At 72.1% G+C, this 17,312-nt stretch carries 16 protein-coding genes, 1 tRNA gene and 1 pseudogene; 10 read left to right on the plus strand and 8 right to left on the minus strand.

Features of this window, described 5'->3' with window-relative positions; all coding sequences use genetic code 11:
- Positions 1 to 133 precede the first annotated feature (133 nt).
- From JSQ78_RS13000 to JSQ78_RS13015, 4 genes are all read left to right on the plus strand, one after another.
- Entirely contained in the window at positions 134 to 1,216 is a 1,083-nt protein-coding gene (locus tag JSQ78_RS13000; RefSeq protein ID WP_211448165.1) for a 3-isopropylmalate dehydrogenase, read from the plus strand.
- Positions 1,213 to 2,301, plus strand: coding sequence for a branched-chain amino acid aminotransferase (locus tag JSQ78_RS13005; RefSeq protein ID WP_211448167.1), 1,089 nt, complete (start codon positions 1,213 to 1,215; stop codon positions 2,299 to 2,301). Before JSQ78_RS13000 ends, JSQ78_RS13005 begins: the two co-directional genes overlap by 4 nt.
- Positions 2,301 to 3,077 (plus strand): fumarylacetoacetate hydrolase family protein, encoded by a 777-nt coding sequence (locus tag JSQ78_RS13010; protein ID WP_211448169.1) that lies wholly within the window; start codon positions 2,301 to 2,303, stop codon positions 3,075 to 3,077. Before JSQ78_RS13005 ends, JSQ78_RS13010 begins: the two co-directional genes overlap by 1 nt.
- A 70-nt stretch (positions 3,078 to 3,147) precedes the next feature.
- Entirely contained in the window at positions 3,148 to 3,474 is a 327-nt protein-coding gene (locus tag JSQ78_RS13015; protein ID WP_211448171.1) for a helix-turn-helix transcriptional regulator, read from the plus strand.
- Here JSQ78_RS13015 and JSQ78_RS13020 read toward each other — a convergent pair.
- Positions 3,443 to 4,147 carry a permease prefix domain 1-containing protein gene (locus tag JSQ78_RS13020; RefSeq protein ID WP_211448173.1) on the minus strand — a complete coding sequence of 235 codons (705 nt, stop codon included), beginning with the start codon at positions 4,145 to 4,147 and terminating at the stop codon, positions 3,443 to 3,445. The two genes, JSQ78_RS13015 and JSQ78_RS13020, sit on opposite strands and share 32 nt — an antisense overlap.
- A gap of 23 nt (positions 4,148 to 4,170) precedes the next feature.
- Between JSQ78_RS13020 and gltX the strand changes: the two genes are divergently transcribed.
- From gltX to JSQ78_RS13040, 4 genes are all read left to right on the plus strand, one after another.
- Positions 4,171 to 5,673, plus strand: a complete 1,503-nt coding sequence (gene gltX / locus JSQ78_RS13025; protein ID WP_211448175.1) for a glutamate--tRNA ligase — start codon at positions 4,171 to 4,173, stop codon at positions 5,671 to 5,673.
- Positions 5,673 to 6,590 (plus strand): NAD(P)/FAD-dependent oxidoreductase, encoded by a 918-nt coding sequence (locus JSQ78_RS13030; RefSeq protein ID WP_211448177.1) that lies wholly within the window; start codon positions 5,673 to 5,675, stop codon positions 6,588 to 6,590. The genes gltX and JSQ78_RS13030 overlap by 1 nt, the downstream gene beginning before the upstream one ends.
- 72 nt (positions 6,591 to 6,662) lie before the next feature.
- A complete protein-coding gene (locus JSQ78_RS13035) occupies positions 6,663 to 7,409 on the plus strand; it encodes a hypothetical protein (protein WP_211448179.1) in 747 nt (248 codons plus the stop codon).
- A 106-nt stretch (positions 7,410 to 7,515) separates the two neighbouring features.
- Positions 7,516 to 7,587 (plus strand) — tRNA-Gln (locus JSQ78_RS13040).
- A gap of 535 nt (positions 7,588 to 8,122) precedes the next feature.
- On the opposite strand, the pseudogene JSQ78_RS14130 reads toward JSQ78_RS13040, so the two are convergent.
- Positions 8,123 to 8,821: pseudogene (locus JSQ78_RS14130) on the minus strand (pyridoxal-phosphate dependent enzyme); the annotation flags it as partial.
- Here JSQ78_RS14130 and JSQ78_RS13050 point away from each other — a divergent pair.
- Entirely contained in the window at positions 8,796 to 9,194 is a 399-nt protein-coding gene (locus tag JSQ78_RS13050; RefSeq protein ID WP_211448180.1) for a DUF1304 domain-containing protein, read from the plus strand. The pseudogene JSQ78_RS14130 and the gene JSQ78_RS13050 overlap by 26 nt on opposite strands.
- A complete protein-coding gene (locus tag JSQ78_RS13055) occupies positions 9,194 to 9,595 on the plus strand; it encodes a DoxX family protein (protein WP_211448182.1) in 402 nt (133 codons plus the stop codon). The genes JSQ78_RS13050 and JSQ78_RS13055 overlap by 1 nt, the downstream gene beginning before the upstream one ends.
- Before the next feature lie 4 nt (positions 9,596 to 9,599).
- On the opposite strand, the gene JSQ78_RS13060 is transcribed toward JSQ78_RS13055, so the two are convergent.
- The 6 genes from JSQ78_RS13060 to hpaE all read right to left on the minus strand — a co-directional run bounded on the left by JSQ78_RS13060 (position 9,600) and on the right by hpaE (position 17,300).
- Positions 9,600 to 10,853 (minus strand): YihY/virulence factor BrkB family protein, encoded by a 1,254-nt coding sequence (locus tag JSQ78_RS13060; RefSeq protein WP_211448184.1) that lies wholly within the window; start codon positions 10,851 to 10,853, stop codon positions 9,600 to 9,602.
- Between the two features lie 168 nt (positions 10,854 to 11,021).
- The gene (locus JSQ78_RS13065) at positions 11,022 to 13,025 is read right to left on the minus strand and encodes an FAD-dependent monooxygenase (protein WP_211448186.1); all 2,004 of its coding nucleotides are present in this window, start codon (positions 13,023 to 13,025) and stop codon (positions 11,022 to 11,024) included.
- Positions 13,026 to 13,047: 22 nt separating this feature from the next.
- The gene (locus tag JSQ78_RS13070) at positions 13,048 to 13,857 is read right to left on the minus strand and encodes an HpcH/HpaI aldolase family protein (protein ID WP_211448188.1); all 810 of its coding nucleotides are present in this window, start codon (positions 13,855 to 13,857) and stop codon (positions 13,048 to 13,050) included.
- Complete coding sequence (locus JSQ78_RS13075) at positions 13,854 to 14,690, minus strand: 2-keto-4-pentenoate hydratase (RefSeq protein ID WP_211448190.1); 837 nt, start codon at positions 14,688 to 14,690, stop codon at positions 13,854 to 13,856. The genes JSQ78_RS13070 and JSQ78_RS13075 overlap by 4 nt, the downstream gene beginning before the upstream one ends.
- Positions 14,687 to 15,781 carry a 3,4-dihydroxyphenylacetate 2,3-dioxygenase gene (gene hpaD, locus JSQ78_RS13080; RefSeq protein WP_211448192.1) on the minus strand — a complete coding sequence of 365 codons (1,095 nt, stop codon included), beginning with the start codon at positions 15,779 to 15,781 and terminating at the stop codon, positions 14,687 to 14,689. The genes JSQ78_RS13075 and hpaD overlap by 4 nt, the downstream gene beginning before the upstream one ends.
- Before the next feature lie 25 nt (positions 15,782 to 15,806).
- The gene (hpaE, locus tag JSQ78_RS13085) at positions 15,807 to 17,300 is read right to left on the minus strand and encodes a 5-carboxymethyl-2-hydroxymuconate semialdehyde dehydrogenase (RefSeq protein WP_211448194.1); all 1,494 of its coding nucleotides are present in this window, start codon (positions 17,298 to 17,300) and stop codon (positions 15,807 to 15,809) included.
- Between the last annotated feature and the right edge of the window lie 12 nt (positions 17,301 to 17,312).

Consider the following 17,312-nt stretch of genomic DNA (forward strand, 5'->3'; position numbering starts at 1 on the left):
CGCCTGCCGCGGAACTTACCCACCGAACCTGCGAGCGTCGTGGGGGATCCGAGGCCGCCAGTAGGCTGGGGGCACGATTCCGCGCGGGTGCGGAGCCGGTCGACGCGCACCTCGCGTGCGCCTGGGAGGAACTGTGCAGCAGCTGCGGCTCGCGGTCATCGGTGGGGACGGCATCGGGCAGGAGGTCACGCTCGAGGCGCGGAAGGCGATGCGCGCCGCGCTCGACGGCGTCGAGCTCGTCGAGACCGAGTACGACCTCGGGGCGGCGCACTACCTCGAGACCGGCGAGATCCTCGACGAGGCGACGCTCGCGTCGCTCGCCCAGCACGACGCGATCCTGCTCGGCGCGGTCGGCGGCGACCCGGCCGACCCGCGGCTCGCGGGCGGCATCATCGAGCGCGGCCTGTTGCTGCGGCTGCGCTTCGCCTTCGACCACCACGTCAACCTCCGCCCGACGCGGCTGCACCCGAAGATCGGCAGCCCCTTGCGCGACCCGGGCGACATCGACTTCGTCGTCGTCCGCGAGGGCACCGAGGGGCCCTACGTCGGCAACGGCGGCGCGCTCCGCGTCGGCACGGCGCACGAGATCGCGAACGAGACGAGCGTCAACACCGCGTTCGGCGTCGAGCGCGTCGTGCGCTTCGCGTTCGAGCTCGCCGAGCAGCGCCGCGGGCGCCTCACGCTCGTGCACAAGAAGAACGTGCTCGTGCACGCCGGCGCGCTCTGGCAGCGCATCGTCGACGAGGTCGCGCTCGAGCACCCGGAGGTGTCGGTCGACTACCTCCACGTCGACGCCGCCACGATCTTCCTCGTCGACGACCCGAGCCGCTTCGACGTCATCGTCACCGACAACCTGTTCGGCGACATCCTCACCGACCTCGCGGGTGCGGTCGGCGGCGGGATCGGCGTCGCCGCCTCGGGCAACCTCAACCCGGCCGGCACGTTCCCGAGCATGTTCGAGCCCGTGCACGGCTCGGCGCCCGACATCGCCGGGCGCGGGATCGCCGACCCCACCGCGGCGATCCTCTCGGCCGGCCTCCTGCTCGAGCACTCGGGCCTGCCCGACGCGGCCCGACGCATCCGGGACGCCGTCGACGCCGACATCGACGAGCGCGACGGCAGTCGCCGCACCACGAGCGAGGTCGGCGACGCGATCGCCGACCGCATCCGCGCGCGAGCCGACGCCGGCCGCGCCACCGCGAAGGAGCACGCATGACCCTCGAGTTCACCCTCACGCGCAACCCCAGCCCGGCCGCCGTCGAGGCGCGCGAGGCGGTGCTCGCCGAGCCCGGCTTCGGCCGCCACTTCACCGACCACATGGTCTCGATCGACTGGACGCTCGAGGACGGCTGGAGCGACGCGCGCGTCGAGCCGTACGGGCCGCTGCAGATCGACCCTGCCTCGGCCGTGCTGCACTACGGCCAGGAGATCTTCGAGGGGATGAAGGCCTATCGCCGCGCCGACGGCTCGGTGTGGACGTTCCGGCCGGAGGAGAACGCGAAGCGCATGCAGCGCTCGGCCGCGCGGCTCGCGCTGCCCGAGCTGCCCGTCGAGCTCTTCGTCGAGGCCGTTCGCCGGCTCGTCGAGGTCGACGAGGCGTGGGTGCCCGCGGGCGGCGAGAACTCGCTGTACCTGCGGCCCTTCATGATCGCGAACGAGGTGTTCCTCGGTGTGCGCGCGGCGCAGACCGTGCGCTTCATGGTCATCGCGAGCCCGGCCGGACCGTACTTCGCGGGCGGCGTGAAGCCGGTCTCGATCTGGCTCTCGACCGAGTACAACCGCGCGGGCAAGGGCGGCACGGGCGCGGCGAAGTGCGGCGGCAACTATGCCGCGAGCCTGCTGCCCACCCAGCAGGCGGCCGAACACGGATGCGCCCAGGTGCTCTTCCTCGACGAGTCGGGCAGCGACCTCGAGGAGCTCGGCGGCATGAACGTCGTGCTCGTGAAGGCCGACGGCACGCTCGCGACCCCCGAGTCCGACTCGATCCTCGACGGCATCACGCGCAACTCCCTGCTGCAGCTCGCCGCAGACGCCGGCCACGCCGTCGAGCGCCGCGCTGTGACGCTCTCGGAGTGGCGCGAGGGCATCGCCGACGGCTCGATCACCGAGGTCTTCGCGTGCGGCACCGCCGCGGTGCTCACGCCGATCGCGGCGCTCAAGAGCCCGACCGAGACGATCGGCGACCCCGATGCGCCCGCGGGCCCCGTCGCGCTCGCCCTGCGCAAGCGGCTCACCGACATCCAGTACGGCCGCGCGGAGGATCCGCACGGCTGGATGGTGCAGATGGTCGAGGCGCGCTGATGCGCGTCTCCCGCTTCGCGCACGGGGAGCGCATCGGCTACGGCGTCGTCGACGACGACGCGCTCGTCGTGCTCGTCGGCGACCCGATCGTCGCCGGCTTCGACACCACGGGAGAGCGCGTGCCGCTCGCCGACGCGCGCCTGCTCGCGCCCGTCATCCCACGCTCGAAGGTCGTCGCGGTCGGGCGCAACTACGCGAAGCACGCCGCGGAGCTCGGCAACGAGGTGCCGAGCGAACCGCTCGTGTTCCTCAAGCCGAACACGTCCGTCATCGGGCCGAACGACGCGATCGTGCTGCCGCCCGAGTCGACCGACGTCCACTTCGAGGGCGAGATCGCGCTCGTGATCGGCAGGGTCGCGCGCCGGCTCACGCGCGCGACCGCGATGCACGCCGTCTTCGGCGTCACGGTCGCGAACGACGTCACCGCGCGCGACCTCCAGCAGCGCGAGCCGCAGTGGGCGCGCGCGAAGGGCTTCGACACCTTCTGCCCCCTCGGCCCCGCGATCGAGACGGAGCCCGACTACGACGCGCTGCGGCTCATCACGCGCGTCGACGGCGACGTCAAGCAGGACGGCGTCTCGAGCGACTGGATCTTCGACGCGCCGACGGTGCTCGAGTGGATCACCGCGTCGATGACGCTGCTGCCCGGCGACGTGGTCCTCATGGGCACGCCCGAGGGCGTCGGCCCGCTGCGCGCCGGCCAGACGGTCGAGGTCGAGGTACCGGGCGTCGGCACCCTGCGGAACCCCGTCGTGACGCAGGCCGTCGCGGGCTGAGCAGAGGCAGTCGCACCCACTGCGTGCAGGCTGTCTCCATATGCAGGCAGGCCACGGTTAGACTGCCCGCATGGCTTCCCCTGACGCCCTTCGCGGCCACGTCGACGCGATGCTGCTGTCGGTGCTCGCCGACGGGCCCGTGCACGGCTACGGCGCGATCGAGCGCATCCGCGAGCGCTCCGACGGCGTGCTCGACTTCCCGAGCGGCACGGTCTACCCGGCGCTCAAGCGGCTCGAGGGCCGCGGGCTCATCGAGGGGGAGTGGGCCTCGAGCGGCCGCTCGAAGCGCGTCTACCGGCTGACGCCCGCGGGCACGCGCGCGCTCGCCGACGAGCGCAGCGACTGGGCCGCGACGTCGACGATGATCAGCCGAGTGCTCGGCGCGGCGCGAGCCTGACGGCGCCCCAGCGCACGAGCACCGCCGCCGCGGCGGCCGCGAGCGCGCTGCCGACGAGCAGCGTGAGCGCGACGAGCGCGACGAGCATGCCAGTGCCGGACGGCGGCACCGCGACGGCAGCGACCATGGCGATCGCGCCCGCGACGAGCGCCACCGCGAAGACGAGCTGCAGCGCGGCGACCGCGACGAGCGCCGCGAGCGAACCGGCGCGGCGCAGCGCGACCCAGCCGGCGAGCGCGGCAGCCGCCACGAACGGTCCCGCGACGTCGAGCGCCCGCGAGACCTGCAGCATCCACCCCGCCTCGACGGGCACGCCGAAGCCCGGCACGGCCGAGAGCGACGTCATGCCCGCGAACCACGCCGCGAGCAGCACGACCGCGCCGAGCGCGGCGAGCGGCGCGAAGCGGCGCCCGTGCGCCGCGAGCAGCTCGCGCGAGAGCTCCGCGGCGATCGCGCGCGGGTCGCCGAACTCGGCGACGGCCTCGGCCGCCGCGACCGGCTCGGGCGCGCCGGCGGCGACGCGATCCGCGACCGCCTCCCGCAAGTCGCCCTCGACCTCGCGCGCGATCTCCGCGCGCCGGCGCGGCGACGCGACCACGGCTCGCTCGAGGCGGTCGACGAGCGCGCCGACGGGGTCGGCCGCGGCAGGGGCGGCCGGGCGGGAGCGGGGCACCGGCCGATCCTCCCACGCCTAGGATGGAAGTCACTATGAGCGTCCCCTTCTCGACCGCCACGGGCGGCGACGTCGTCGTCCGCTTCTGCCCCTCGCCCACGGGCACGCCGCACGTCGGACTCATCCGCACGGCGCTGTTCAACTGGGCGTACGCGCGCCACCACGGCGGGAAGATGGTGTTCCGCATCGAGGACACCGACACCGCCCGCGACAGCCAGGAGTCGTACGAGCAGCTGCTCGAGGCAATGCGCTGGCTCGGCATCGACTGGGACGAGGGTGTCGAGACCGGCGGTCCGCACGAGCCCTACCGGCAGTCGCAGCGCGGCGAGATCTACGCCGAGCTCATCGAGCGGCTCACGGCCGCTGGCCACCTCTACGAGTCGTTCGCCACGGCTGAGGAGATCGAGGCGCGCAACGTCGAGCGCGGCCGTGACCCGCGTCAGGGCTACGACAACTTCGAGCGCGATCTCTCGGAGGCCGAGCGCGCAGCGCTCCGCGCCGAGGGGCGGCAGCCGAGCCTGCGCCTGCGCGTGCCCGACGAGGACCTCTCGTTCGACGACCTCGTGCGCGGCGAGATCACGTTCCCGGCCGGCTCCTTCTCGGACTTCGTCGTCGTGCGGCCGAACGGGGCGCCGCTCTACACGTTCGTCAACCCGGTCGACGACGCGCTCATGGGCGTCACGCACGTGCTGCGCGGCGAGGACCTGCTCTCGTCGACGCCGCGCCAGATCGCGCTCTACCGCGCGCTCGCCGACATCGGCGTCGCGACCGCGATCCCGCGCTTCGGCCACCTCCCGTACGTCATGGGGGAGGGCAACAAGAAGCTGTCGAAGCGCGACCCGCAGTCGAATCTCTTCCTGCTGCGCGAGGCGGGCTTCATCCCAGAGGGGCTGCTGAACTACCTCGCCCTGCTCGGCTGGTCGATCGCCCCCGACCGCGACGTCTTCACGCGCGATGAGCTCATCGCCGCGTTCGACGTCGAGGACGTCAACCCGAACCCCTCGCGCTTCGACCCGAAGAAGGCCGAGTCGATCAACGGCGACCACGTGCGCATGCTCGCGCCCGACGACTTCGCCGCGCGCCTCGAGCCCTACCTCGGCCGCGTCCTCGACGGCGCCCCGAGCGACGAGCAGCGCGCGCTGCTCGCGAAGGCGGCGCCGCTCGTGCAGGAGCGCATGCAGCTCATCGGCCAGGCCGAGGACATGCTGGGCTTCCTCTTCCTCTATGACGAGGACATCCGCCACGACGCCGACGCGGTCGCGAGCCTCGGCGACGACGCGCTCGCGGTGCTCGAGGCGTCGCGCCGCGCGCTCGCCGAGCTCGAGTCGTTCGACACCGCATCGATCGAGGCGGTCCTCCGCGAGGTGCTCATCGAGGGCCTCGGCATCAAGCCCCGCTTCGCCTTCACGCCGCTGCGCGTCGCCGTCACCGGTCGCCGCATCTCGCCGCCGCTGTTCGAGTCGATCGAGCTGCTCGGCCGCGAGTCGACGCTGCGGCGCATCGAGCGGCTGGCCGCGAGCGCCTGATGCAGCCCGACGTCGACGTCGTCGTCATCGGCGCTGGCCCCGCTGGGCTCGCGGCGACGCTCAACCTCGCGCGCGCGCAGCGGTCGGTCGCGCTGCTCGACTCGAACCGGCCGCGGCACGCGGCCACGCTCCAGTCCCACGGCTTCATCACGCGCGACGGCATCTCGCCGCTCGAGCTGCGCGGCATGGGGCGCGAGGAGGTGCTGCGCTACCCGACGGTGTCGTTCGAGCGCACGACGGTGCGCCAGGTCGCGCGCGTCGACGGCGGCTTCGCAGTGCAGGCCGAGCAGCGCGGAGCGAGCGCCGAGAGCGAGACGCGGGCCTCGGCCGTGCTCATCGCGACGGGCCTGTCCGAGACGCTGCCCGCCTCGCAGCACGTGCGGCCGTGGTACGGCACGAGCCTGCACTCGTGCATGGATTGCGACGCCTACGACAAGCGCGGCCAGGCGCTCGCGCTCATCGGCGAGACGCCCGACCTCGTCGACCGCGCGATGGTCATCCGCCGCCACACCGCCGACCTCGCGGTGTTCACGAACGGGTCGGATGCGGTGAGCGAGGCGGGCGAGGCGAGGCTCGCCGCGCACGGGGTCGCCCTCGAGCGCACGCCCATCGCCGAGATCGAGGGCGATCGCGACGGCATGCGCGCGATCGTGCTCGAGGACGGCAGGCGCAGCGCCCGCACCGGCGGGTTCGTGCGGCCGTGGTGGCACCCGCAGCTCGAGTTCGCCGAGCCGCTCGGCCTCGACACGGATGAGGACGGCCTCGTCGTCGTCGACCGCGCGCAGCGCGCGTCGCTCGAGGGCGTCTACGCGGCGGGCGACATCACGCCGGGCTTCCGCCAGCTCTCGGTCGCCGCGGGTGCCGGCACGATCGCCGCGTCGGTCATCAACCGCGACCTCATCGCGCGCGAGCTCTAGCACCCTCGCCCGCTCCGCCGCCCGGTTGTACCCTGGTGAGCACGCGGCCACCGCCGCGAAGGAGGCCACGCCATGACGATCACCGAGGAACGACCCTCGTCGTCGACGACGCTCTCGCCGCCCGAGCGGAAGGCGCGCCGCAAGCGCATCCTCTCGTGGGTGCTGCCCGTGATCGGCATCGGCCTCATCGCCGCCCTCTTCCTCTTCACGCAGCACCTGCTCGCGAACGGCCTCGGCCAGCCGCGCGAGGCGCTGCCCGAGGAGGTCTCGGCGAACAACACGACGCAGTTCGGCGAGGCGGGCACCTCCTACGCCGTGCAGTACCAGGTCGTGACCCTCAACCTCAGCGATCGTCCGATCGACGCGGCCGACCTCTCGATGGCCGACGACGCGCAAGCGGTCATCGCGCCGGGCTACGGCTTCCTCGACACGACGATGTACGTGGGTGAGGGCGGCGGGCTCAACGGCCAGGGCTACTTCTCCGAGATGATGTCGTCCGTCACCGCGACGACCGAGCGCGGCACCGTCACGCGCATCGACATGCAGCGCGCACCCGTCGGCTGGGCGGAGTTCCCGAGCGCGATGAGCGCGATCGAGCTCGGCTCGGCCGCCTTCGGGTGGGACGTCGGCCAGGCCGACATCGACGCGTTCACGACCCGCACGGCCGAGGCGGTGCGCCAGGGCGAGCCCATCTCGTGGGAGATCGGCTCAGCAGGGCTCATGGGCGTCCCGATCAGCGGTGCCGTCAACTGCTCGGGCGAGGGGCTGTGCGTCGTGAGCTACTCGGTCGACGTGTCGGGGCAGCCCGTCGGCAACTGATCCACCGTGGCCCGGAGACCGCGGATGCGATGAGCCGGGATTCGCGCTCGAGGCCGCGAGTTGCTATGCTCGACTCTTGGCTCGCACTGCTTCGGCGCGCGGCCATTGGGGTATGGTGTAATTGGCAACACGGAGGTTTCTGGTACCTTTGTTCTTGGTTCGAGTCCAGGTACCCCAGCGTTCGGAGCCCCGCGGAAGCGGGGCTTCTTCCGTTCCGGCGCGAGCTCGCCGCTCGTGTCAGCCCGAGACCTCGCCGGCCCCCGCTGCGCCGCAGGACGCGCTCGGCCAAGGCCGTCTCGACGCTCTCGAGCGCGAGGTAGACCGACGTCGCGACGAACGGCGAGAGCAGCCACGCGACGCCGCCGTCCAGCAGGTGCAGCACCGGCAGCGCGGCGGCGAGCCCGACGAGGACCGACACGATGGTGAGGCTCGTGGCGAGCGCGAGTGTCTGCGTCGGATGCTGAGGCATCGGCTTCCGGAAGCCGCTGGAGAGCACGCCCGTGAGCGCCGTGAACGACAGGACCGCTCCCGCGGCGTACAGGAGGATCTCCGGCACGCCCGGCGCCCCCTTGACCGTCTGCATCAGGCCGAACGCCACCGTCAGGAGGATCGAGGAGCCGAAGGTCGTGCTCTCGCGCCGGCGGGTGAGGCTGCTCGCGAAGCGCAGCGGACGCGACCACGAGCATTCCGTCCGTGCCGACGCCCGCGCAGAACGCGTCGATGCGACCGCCGCCCGTGCGCACCGCCTCAAGGATCTCGCGCCCGAGCTCGCCGTAGCCGTCGAGCGCATCGGCGTTGTGGAACTGGTCGACCAACCACGCGTCCTCACGCTCGACGATGCGCTCGACCTCCTCGCGCATCCGCACGAAGAGGTCGGGCGTGATGCGCCCGCGGTCGCGGTCGACGAGCGTGACCTCGGCGCCGAGCGCGCGCATGGCGTCGAGCTTCTCCTTCGCGAACGCGTCCGACGAGACGATCGAGAGCGCGTAGCCCTTGACCGCGCACACGAGCGCGAGCGACGAGCCGGTGCTCCCGCCGGAGTGCTCGACGACGCGTCGGCCGGGCCGCAGGTCGCCGCGCCGCTCGGCCGCCTCGATGATCGACCGCGCCATGCGGGCCTTGTAGCTACCGGTCGGGTTGCCGCCCTCGAGCTTCACGAGCACTCGCGCGGCGCCGGGCGGCACGACCCGGCGCAGCCGCACGAGGGGCGTGCTGCCGATGGCGTCGAGCGGCGAGGAGAGGATGCCGCGCTCGTCCATGACCCTGCTTCCCTCGGTGTGCGCCGCGCTACGCGCGGCGCTCGCTCCAGTGATGCCACACCGCCGCGCTCGCGGCAAGCCCGCGCATCGCGGTCCGCTCGGAGCCCGACTGCCTAGACTGCGGCGCATGGACCTCGCCGTCATCGCCTGCATCGCCGCCGCGCTCGCCGCAGCCGTGCACGGCTACATCTTCGTGCTCGAGACGCTCCGCTGGGAGGAGTCCGGCACGCGCCGCGTCTTCGGCACGACGCCCGAGCAGGCGGCGCTCTCGAAGCAGCTCGCCGCGAACCAGGGGGTCTACAACCTGCTGCTCGGCATCGCCGCGCTCGCGGGCGTCATCCTCATCGTCACGGGCGTCCGCGGCCCGGGGATCGCGCTGCTGCTGACCATCACGGGCATCATGCTCGCCGCAGCGCTCTACCTCGTCGTGAGCGACCGCTCGAAGGGGAGGGCCGCCGTCGTGCAGGGCTTCTTCCCGCTCGTCGCGGTCGTCACCGGCCTCGTCGCCCTCGGTCAGAGCGTCTGATGCCGCGCATCCGCACCGCCGCCCGCGTGCTGCTCGGCGCCTCCCTCGTGCTCGCCGGCGTCAGCCACCTCACGTTCGCGCGCGACGAGTTCCGCGCGCAGGTGCCAGGCCTCATCATCGACCTCGCGCCCGTGAGCGAGGACGCGGTCGTGCTGGGCTCCGGCGTCGCCGAGGTCGCCCTCGGCGGTGCGCTGCTGCTCGCGCCGCGCGGCCGCCGCCGGACCGTCGGTCGGATCGCTGCGGCATTCTTCGCCGCGGTCTTCCCCGGCAACGTCTCGCAGTGGCTGCACCGGCGGGATGCGTTCGGGCTCGACACCGACGGGAAGCGCTTCACGAGGCTGCTCTTCCAGCCGCTGCTCATCGCGTGGGCACTGTGGTCGACGCGACGACCGCGCCGCTGACAGCTCAGTCCTTGCGCGGGAAGATCCCGAGGAACTTCCGCTTGCCCGCTGGGCGATCCTCGCTCGAGGCGCGGACCGAGGCGCGAGCGTCGCCATCGCGCGCCGAGCGCGAGCTGCGACCGTCGTCGCCGTCGCGAGCCCGGTCATCCGCGTCGTCGGCGCCGTCGCTGTGCTCCTCGCGGATCTCTCGGCCCTCGGCCTCGAGCTTGTCGCGCGCCTCGGCCTTCTTCTCGACCTTCTTCGTCGAGCGGGGCGGCAGCTGGATGGTCTCCTCCGCCTCGATGCCGGTCTGGAGCTGGCGTGCCCGCTCGGTCTCGGCGTCGACCTCGGCGCCGAGGATCAGCACGATGTTGAAGATCCAGAGCGCGAACAGCAGCGCCATGACCGTGCCGATCGTGCCGTACGCGCTGTAGCCCGTGAGGAGGGTGAAGTAGAGGAAGAGCCCGACGGCCGCGAGCGCGATGCCGACGATCGCGAAGATGGAGCCGAGGCTCACCCACGTGAACTTCGGCTGCTGCACGTTCGGGGCGAGGTAGTAGAGGAGGGCGATCATCGCGACGACGATCGCGAGCATCACCGGCCACTTCACCCACGCCCAGACGGGCAGGAACGTCTGCAGCATGAAGGCGAGCAGCCCGCCGAGGCCGAGCGGCTCGGCGATCGGGCCGAGCACGCCCTCCACGAGCGACTCGTTGAGCGCGAGCGAGACGAGCAGCAGCACGACGCCCACGAGCAGCGCGATCGTGATGAGGAGCATCGTGGCGGTCTGCTTGATGAGGCCGCGACCCTCCTCGATGCCGTAGATGATGTTCATCGAGCGCGAGAACGCCTTGACGTAGGCGGAGGCCGACCACACGGCCGTCGCGATGCCGATGATGAGCGCGATGACGCCGCCGGTCGCCGAGCTCGTCATGGTCTCGACGAGGTCGACGACGAGCGGGGCGTAGTCCTCCGGCAGGCGCTGGGCGAGGTCGTCGACGAGGCTCGTGACGGTGCTCGCGTTGTTCGCGAGCACGAGCGCGATGATCGAGAAGACGGCGAGCAGGCCCGGGGCGAGCGAGAGCACCATGTAGTAGGTGAGCATCGCGGCGAGGTCGGTGCCCCCGTCGGTGCCGAACTCCTTGATGGCGCGCTTGAGCGCGTACTTCCAGCTCGCGCCCTCGAGCTTGGGCGGGGAGTCGGGCTTCGCGTCGTGGTCCGGCGCGGGGGCGTCCGCGGCTTCGAGTGTCGCGTCGAGGCGATCGCTGCTATCGGACATGCGCTTCTCCCATCATCGTCCGGGAGCCCCCGGTGCGGGCGACTGTACCCCAGCGAGCCGAGGCGAACTTGGGAGTCGGCGGGAGTCGAGTCGGGGGATGCGCGGGCCATGGGAAGGGCCCGCGCCGAGTCGATCACGACCGCCGCGCGGGCCCTTCGGCGCTGCTCCTCAGGCCTCGGCGGAGACCTTCGCGCGCGCCCGCTGCAGCGCGCCCGGGCGCGGCTCGATCTCGACCGCCGGGTCGTGCTGCGGATCGGCCGGGAGCAGCACGCCGTCGAAGAACTCGGCGAGCAGCTCGGGGCGCTCGAGCGGCAGCACGGCGGCGACGAACATGTCGGGCCGCACGACCACGACGCACCCGTCGCGGCTGACCCCGCGGCGCTCGAAGATGTCGTCCTCCGGATCGGCGGCGTAGACGAGCTCCTCGTCGCGCAGCTGGAAGGGGCCGAAGCGCGGCCGGAAGACGTCGTCGACGTCGTGCGGCTCGATCGCGTCGTGGTCCTGCTGCCACACGACCTTGACGTCGAAGACGCTGCCGGCGTCGTCGCCCTCGCGGCGCGTGCGCACGTACGGCGACTCGGGCGAGGTGCGCAGCCACTGCGCCCACCCCTCGATCGCGCCGCCCTGCCCGGGCGCCTCGCGGCCCGCGAAGGCGTAGAGCCGCCAGCGGCCGTCGGCCCGCATGTGGTGGCCGAGCTCCATCGGCACCGCGTCGCACACGCGCACGACCGGCGCCGACCAGCAGCGCTTGCCGATCGGGAACCCGGTCGCGAGGTGCTGGTGCTCGCCCGCCTCGACGATCATCGAGGGCTCGTAGTGCGTGCCGAAGCCCGAGGCCTGCACCTCGCTCTTGAGGTAGTGCGCCGTGACCTCCTTGGGGTCGACGCCGCCGAGCTCGGGGTGCTCGGGGTCGAGCACCTTCGCGCCCATGAGCGTCGACCACTCGCGGTCGAAGTCGATGAGCTTCTGCGCGACGTCCTGGCGCTCGACCGAGTACGTGTCGAGCAGCGACTCGGGGGACCGGCCGGTGAGCACCGAGCCGAGCTTCCAACCGAGGTTGAAGGCGTCCTGCATCGACACGTTCATGCCCTGACCGGCCTTCGCCGAGTGCGTGTGGCACGCGTCCCCGGCGATGAACACGTGCGGCTCGACCGTGCCGCGCTCCTCGGGCTTCACGTCGTCGAAGGTGTCGGTGAGGCGCTGCCCGACCTCGTAGATGCTCCACCAGGCGACGTCGCGCACCTCGAGCCGGTACGGGTGGAAGATCGACTGCGCGATCTCGACGATGCGCTCGAGCGGCGTCTCGCGCACCTTGCCGTGGTCCTCGGGCGCGATGTCGCCCATGTCGACGTAGATGCGGCACAGCGCGTTGCCCTCGCGGGGGATGAGCAGGATGCTGCCCGCCTCCGACTGGATCGCGCACTTCGTGCGGATGTCGGGGAAGTCGGTGTCGACGAGCACGTCCATGACGCCCCAAGCGTGGTTGCGCGAGTCGCCGAGCAGCTGCCCGCCGATCGACTTGCGCACGACCGAGCGCGCCCCGTCGCAGCCGACCGCGTACTTCGCCCGCACGACGCGCTCAGCGCCGGCATCCGGGCCCGCCGTGCGGCGGAGGGTCGCCTTCACGGGATGCGTCTCGCCGCCCTCGACCTCGAGCCCGAGCAGCTCCCAGCCGAAGTCGGGGTTCATGCGGCTCGGCGAGTTGGCCATGTACTCGCAGAAGTAGTCCTGCACGCGCGCCTGGTTGCAGATGACGTGCGGGAACTCGCTGAGCGTCGAGCCCTCGACGCCCGCGGAGTCGGGGGTCGACTCCGCGCGGTAGATGCGCGAGCGGTCGGCAGGGTGGGGGCGCCAGAACTGCATCTCGGTGATGCGGTACGCCTCCTGCAGCAGCCGCTCGGCGAAGCCGAAGGCCTGGAAGGTCTCGATCGAGCGGGCCTGGAGGCCGTCGGCCTGGCCGAGCTCGAGGCGGCCATCGCGACGCTCGATGATGCGCGTGTGCACCTCGGGGTACATCGACAGCTGCGCGCCGAGCAGCACGCCCGCCGGACCGGTGCCGACGATGAGCACGTCCATCTCGTCCGGGAGCTCCGCGGGCCGGTCGAGGCCGATGCCCGCGGCGGGGAGGATGCGCGGGTCGCCCTTGACGTAGCCGTGGTGATGGAACTGCATGAGCTTCTCCTTCGAAGGATGTCTAGTAGCTGTCTGCCGCGGCGCGCGATTCGCGGATGCGGGCGACGGCAGCCTCGGAGCCCCGCGCCATGAGCGTGACGTCGGCGGCGACGAACACGAACGCGGCGCCGCGCGCGAGCACGCGGTCCTGGTCGGCCTCCGCGAAGGCGTTGACGCCGACCGGCTTGCCCGCGCCGCGCACGGCGTCGATCGCCGCGTCGACCGCGGCGACGACCTCGGGCGCCCCCGGGGTGCCGGGGAAGCCCATCGAGCCCGCGAGGTCGGCCGGGCCGATGAAGACGGCGTCCACGCCGTCGACGGCGGCGATCTCGGCGGCGTTCGCTACCGCGTCCGCCGTCTCGATCTGCACGGTCACCGACACGTGGCGGTCGGCGTCGCCGACGTAGCCGGTCGCCCGGCCCCAGCGCGCCGAGCGCGCGAGGGCCGAGCCGATGCCGCGCGTGCCGGGTCGCTCGCCCGCGGCGCCCGGGTAGCGCGCCGCGCGCACGGCGGCCTCGGCATCGGCGGCGGTCGACACCATCGGCACGACGATGTTCTGCGCGCCGAGGTCGAGCACCTGCTTGATGCGCACGGGGTCGTTCCAGGGGATGCGGACGATCGTCGTGACCGGGTAGGCCTCGGCCGCCTGCAGGATCTGCAGGATGTCGCGCAGCTCGATCGGCCCGTGCTCGCCGTCGACGAGCAGCAGGTCGGCGCCCGAGCCCGCCATGAGCTCGGCGGCGACGGGGCTCCCGGATGCGTTCCACAGGCCCACGAGGGCACGGTCGGCACCCGCGAGCACGTCGCGCAGGGTCGGCTTGAGCGCCGTCATCGGAACGCCACCTCGACCATCCCCGCGTCCTGGAACTCGACCCGCACGCGGTCGCCCGGGTGCACCCACACGGGGCGCGTGAACGAGCCGGCGAGGATGAGCTCGCCCGCCTCGAGCCGGTCGCCGTGCTGCGCGAGCTTGCCCGCGAGCCACGCGACGCCGTGGGCAGGGTGGCCGAGCACGCCGCCCGAGACCCCGGTCTCGATCACCTCGTCGTTGACGAAGCACTGCGCGCCGATCCAGGCGAGGTTGCGGTCGCGCGGACCGAGCTCGACATCGCCGACCACGACGGCGCCGAGCGCGGCGTTGTCGCTGATCGTGTCGACGATCGTGCGGCCCGCGAGCTCGATGTGCGAGTCGAGGATCTCGAGCGCCGGCACGACGACCTCGGTCGCGTCGAGCACCTCGTCGATCGAGAGGCCCTCGCCCTCGAGCGGCGAGCGCAGCACGAAGGCGAGCTCGACCTCGACCCGCACGTTCGACCACTGCGCGTGCTCGACCACGGCGCCCGAGCGGTAGGCCTGGTCGGCGAAGATCACGCCGTAGTCCGGCTCGGTGATGCCCGTCGCATCCTGCATCGCCTTGCTCGTCAGCCCGATCTTGCGGCCCACGAGCCGGGCGCCGGCCTCCTCCCGGCGCGCGCGCCAGATGCGCTGCACCGCGTAGGAGTCCTCGATCGTCGCCTCGGGGTATCGGGTCGAGATCCGCTCGATGGTGCCGCGGCTGCGGGTGGCCTCGGCGAGCTCGTCGGCGATCGCCGTGACGGTCGCGTCGTCGAGGCCGCGCCCGCGCCCGGGTCCGGTGGACCCGGGCGGAACAAGACCAGGCGTCACAGCTGGTTGCCGATCTTGAAGCCCTTCGCGGCCTCGCCCTTGTAGGTGCCCGAGTCGTCGCCCTCGCGGGTGTAGGAGAAGCCGTCGGCGCCGATCGTCACCTCCATCTCGCTCGAGTCGGTGCGCTCGACGATCTCTTGCGGCTTGCCGTCGAGGTCGAGCACCGGCGACGCCTCGGTGTACCAGGAGGGCACGACCGGGTTGCCCCACCAGTCGCGTCGCTGGTTGTCGTGCACGTCCCACGTGATGACGGGGTTGTCGGGGTCGCCGGTCCAGTAGTCCTGCGTGTAGATCTCGACGCGGTGGCCGTCGGGGTCGGTGATGTAGAGGTAGAACGCGTTCGAAACGCCGTGCCGGCCGGGGCCGCGCTCGATGTGGTCCGACATCCGCAGCGCGCCGAGCTTGTCGCAGATCTGGATGATGTTGTGCTTCTCGTGGGTCGAGAAGGCGATGTGGTGCATGCGCGGCCCGTTGCCGCCCGTGAGCGCGGTGTCGTGCACCGTGCCCTTGCGGTGCATCCACGCGGCGTAGGTGACGCCCTGGTCGTCCTGGATGTCCTCCGTGACGCGGAAGCCGAGATCCTCGAGGTACTTGCGGCCGCGCGGCACGTCGGGGGTGACCTGGTTGAAGTGGTCGAGGCGCACGAGCTCGCCCGCCGAGTAGAGGTCGTAGCGCTGGTGCAGCCGCTCGACGTGCTCGGTCGCGTAGAAGAACTCGTAGGGGAAGCCGAGCGGGTCCTCGACGCGCACGCTGTCGCCGAAGCCCCGCTGGAAGCCGTCCGCACGACGCTCGGTGCGGCATCCGAGCTCCCGGTAGTAGGCCTCGGCGCGGTCGACGTCCTCGGGGGTGCGCACGCGGTAGGCGAAGGCGGCGACGGCGGCGACCGGGCCCTTCCGCAGCACGAGGTTGTGGTGGATGAACTCCTCGAACGACCGCAGGTAGATCGCCTCGTCATCCTCCTCGGTCACGTGCAGGCCGAGCACGTCGACGTAGAAGGCGCGGCTCGCGGCGAGGTCGGTGACGACGAGGTCCATCGCCGCGCAGCGGATGATGTCGGGCGCGGGGACGGAGGGCTTGGGGATCTCGTTCATGGTGCTGCTCCTTGGCAGGGGAGGGTCAGGCGGATGCGCCGAAGCGGGTGGTGTGGACGTCGCCGAGCGTGATGTGCACGGCCTGCTGGTCGCTGTAGAAGTCGAGCGAGCGGTAGCCGCCCTCGTGGCCGAGGCCCGAGGCCTTGACGCCGCCGAAGGGGCTGCGGAGGTCGCGCACGTTGTGGCTGTTGAGCCACACCATGCCCGCCTCGACGTCCTGCGCGAACAGGTGGGCGCGCTTGAGGTCGTTCGTCCAGATGTAGGCGGCGAGGCCGTACTTCGTGTTGTTCGCGAGCTCGAGCGCCTCCTCGTCGGAGTCGAACGGGGTGATCGCGACGACCGGGCCGAAGATCTCCTCCTGGAAGATGCGCGCGTCGGGCGCGACGTCGGCGAAGACGGTCGGGGCGACGTAGTTGCCCTCGGGGAAGCCCTCGGGGCGGCCGCCGCCCGCGAGGAGGCGGCCCTCGCCCTTGCCGATCTCGACGTACGACATGACCTTGTCGAAGTGCTCGGGGTGCACGAGCGCGCCGACCTCGGTCTTCGGGTCGCCGGGGTCGCCCACGACGATGTTCCTCGCCCGCTCGGCGTAGCGCTCGACGAACTCGTCGTAGACGCTGCGCTCGACGAGGATGCGGCTGCCGGCGGTGCAGCGCTCGCCGTTGAGCGAGAAGACGCCGAAGAGCGTCGAGTCGATCGCCGCGTCGAGGTCGGCGTCGGCGAAGACGACGGCGGGGCTCTTGCCGCCGAGCTCCATCGAGAGCGCCTTGAGGTGCGGGGCGGCGTTGCCGAAGATGAGCTTGCCGGTGCTCGACTCGCCCGTGAACGAGATGAGCGGCACATCCGGGTGCTTCACGAGCGCGTCGCCCGCGGTCTCGCCGAAGCCGTTGACGAGGTTGAAGACGCCGCGCGGCAGCTCGGCCTCCTCGAAGATACCGGCCCACAGCGACGCCGAGAGCGGCGTGAACTCGGCGGGCTTGAGCACGACGGTGCAGCCGGAGGCGAGCGCGGGGCCGAGCTTCCACGACTCGAGCATGAAGGGGGTGTTCCACGGGGTGATGAGGCCCGCGACGCCCTTGGGCTTGCGGTTGACGTAGTTCACCTGCATTCCGGGCACCTTGTAGGTGTCGTCGCGGCCGGCGACGATGAGGTCGGCGAAGAAGCGGAAGTTCTCGGCGGCGCGCTGCGCCTGGCCCTTCGCCTGCGTGATCGGCAGGCCCGAGTCCCACGACTCGAGCTGCGCGAGCTCCTGGTCGCGCGACTCGACGATGTCGGCGATGCGGGAGAGGATGCGCGCGCGCTCGCGATTCTTCATGCGCGGCCACGGGCCCTCGTGGAAGGCGCGGTTCGCGGCGGCGACGGCGAGGTCGATGTCGGCCTGCTTGCCGGAGGCGGCGACGGTGTAGTCCTCGTTCGTGACGGGGTTGAGCACGCCGAACGTGTCGCCGTCGACGGACGCGACGCGCTCGCCGTCGATGTAGTGGGGGATGAGCTCGGGGATGCCTGCGGGCTGGTCGGCCATGATGGCTCCTTG

The sequence above is a fragment of the Agrococcus sp. Marseille-Q4369 genome (assembly GCF_018308945.1).
Lineage (GTDB): Bacteria > Actinomycetota > Actinomycetes > Actinomycetales > Microbacteriaceae > Agrococcus.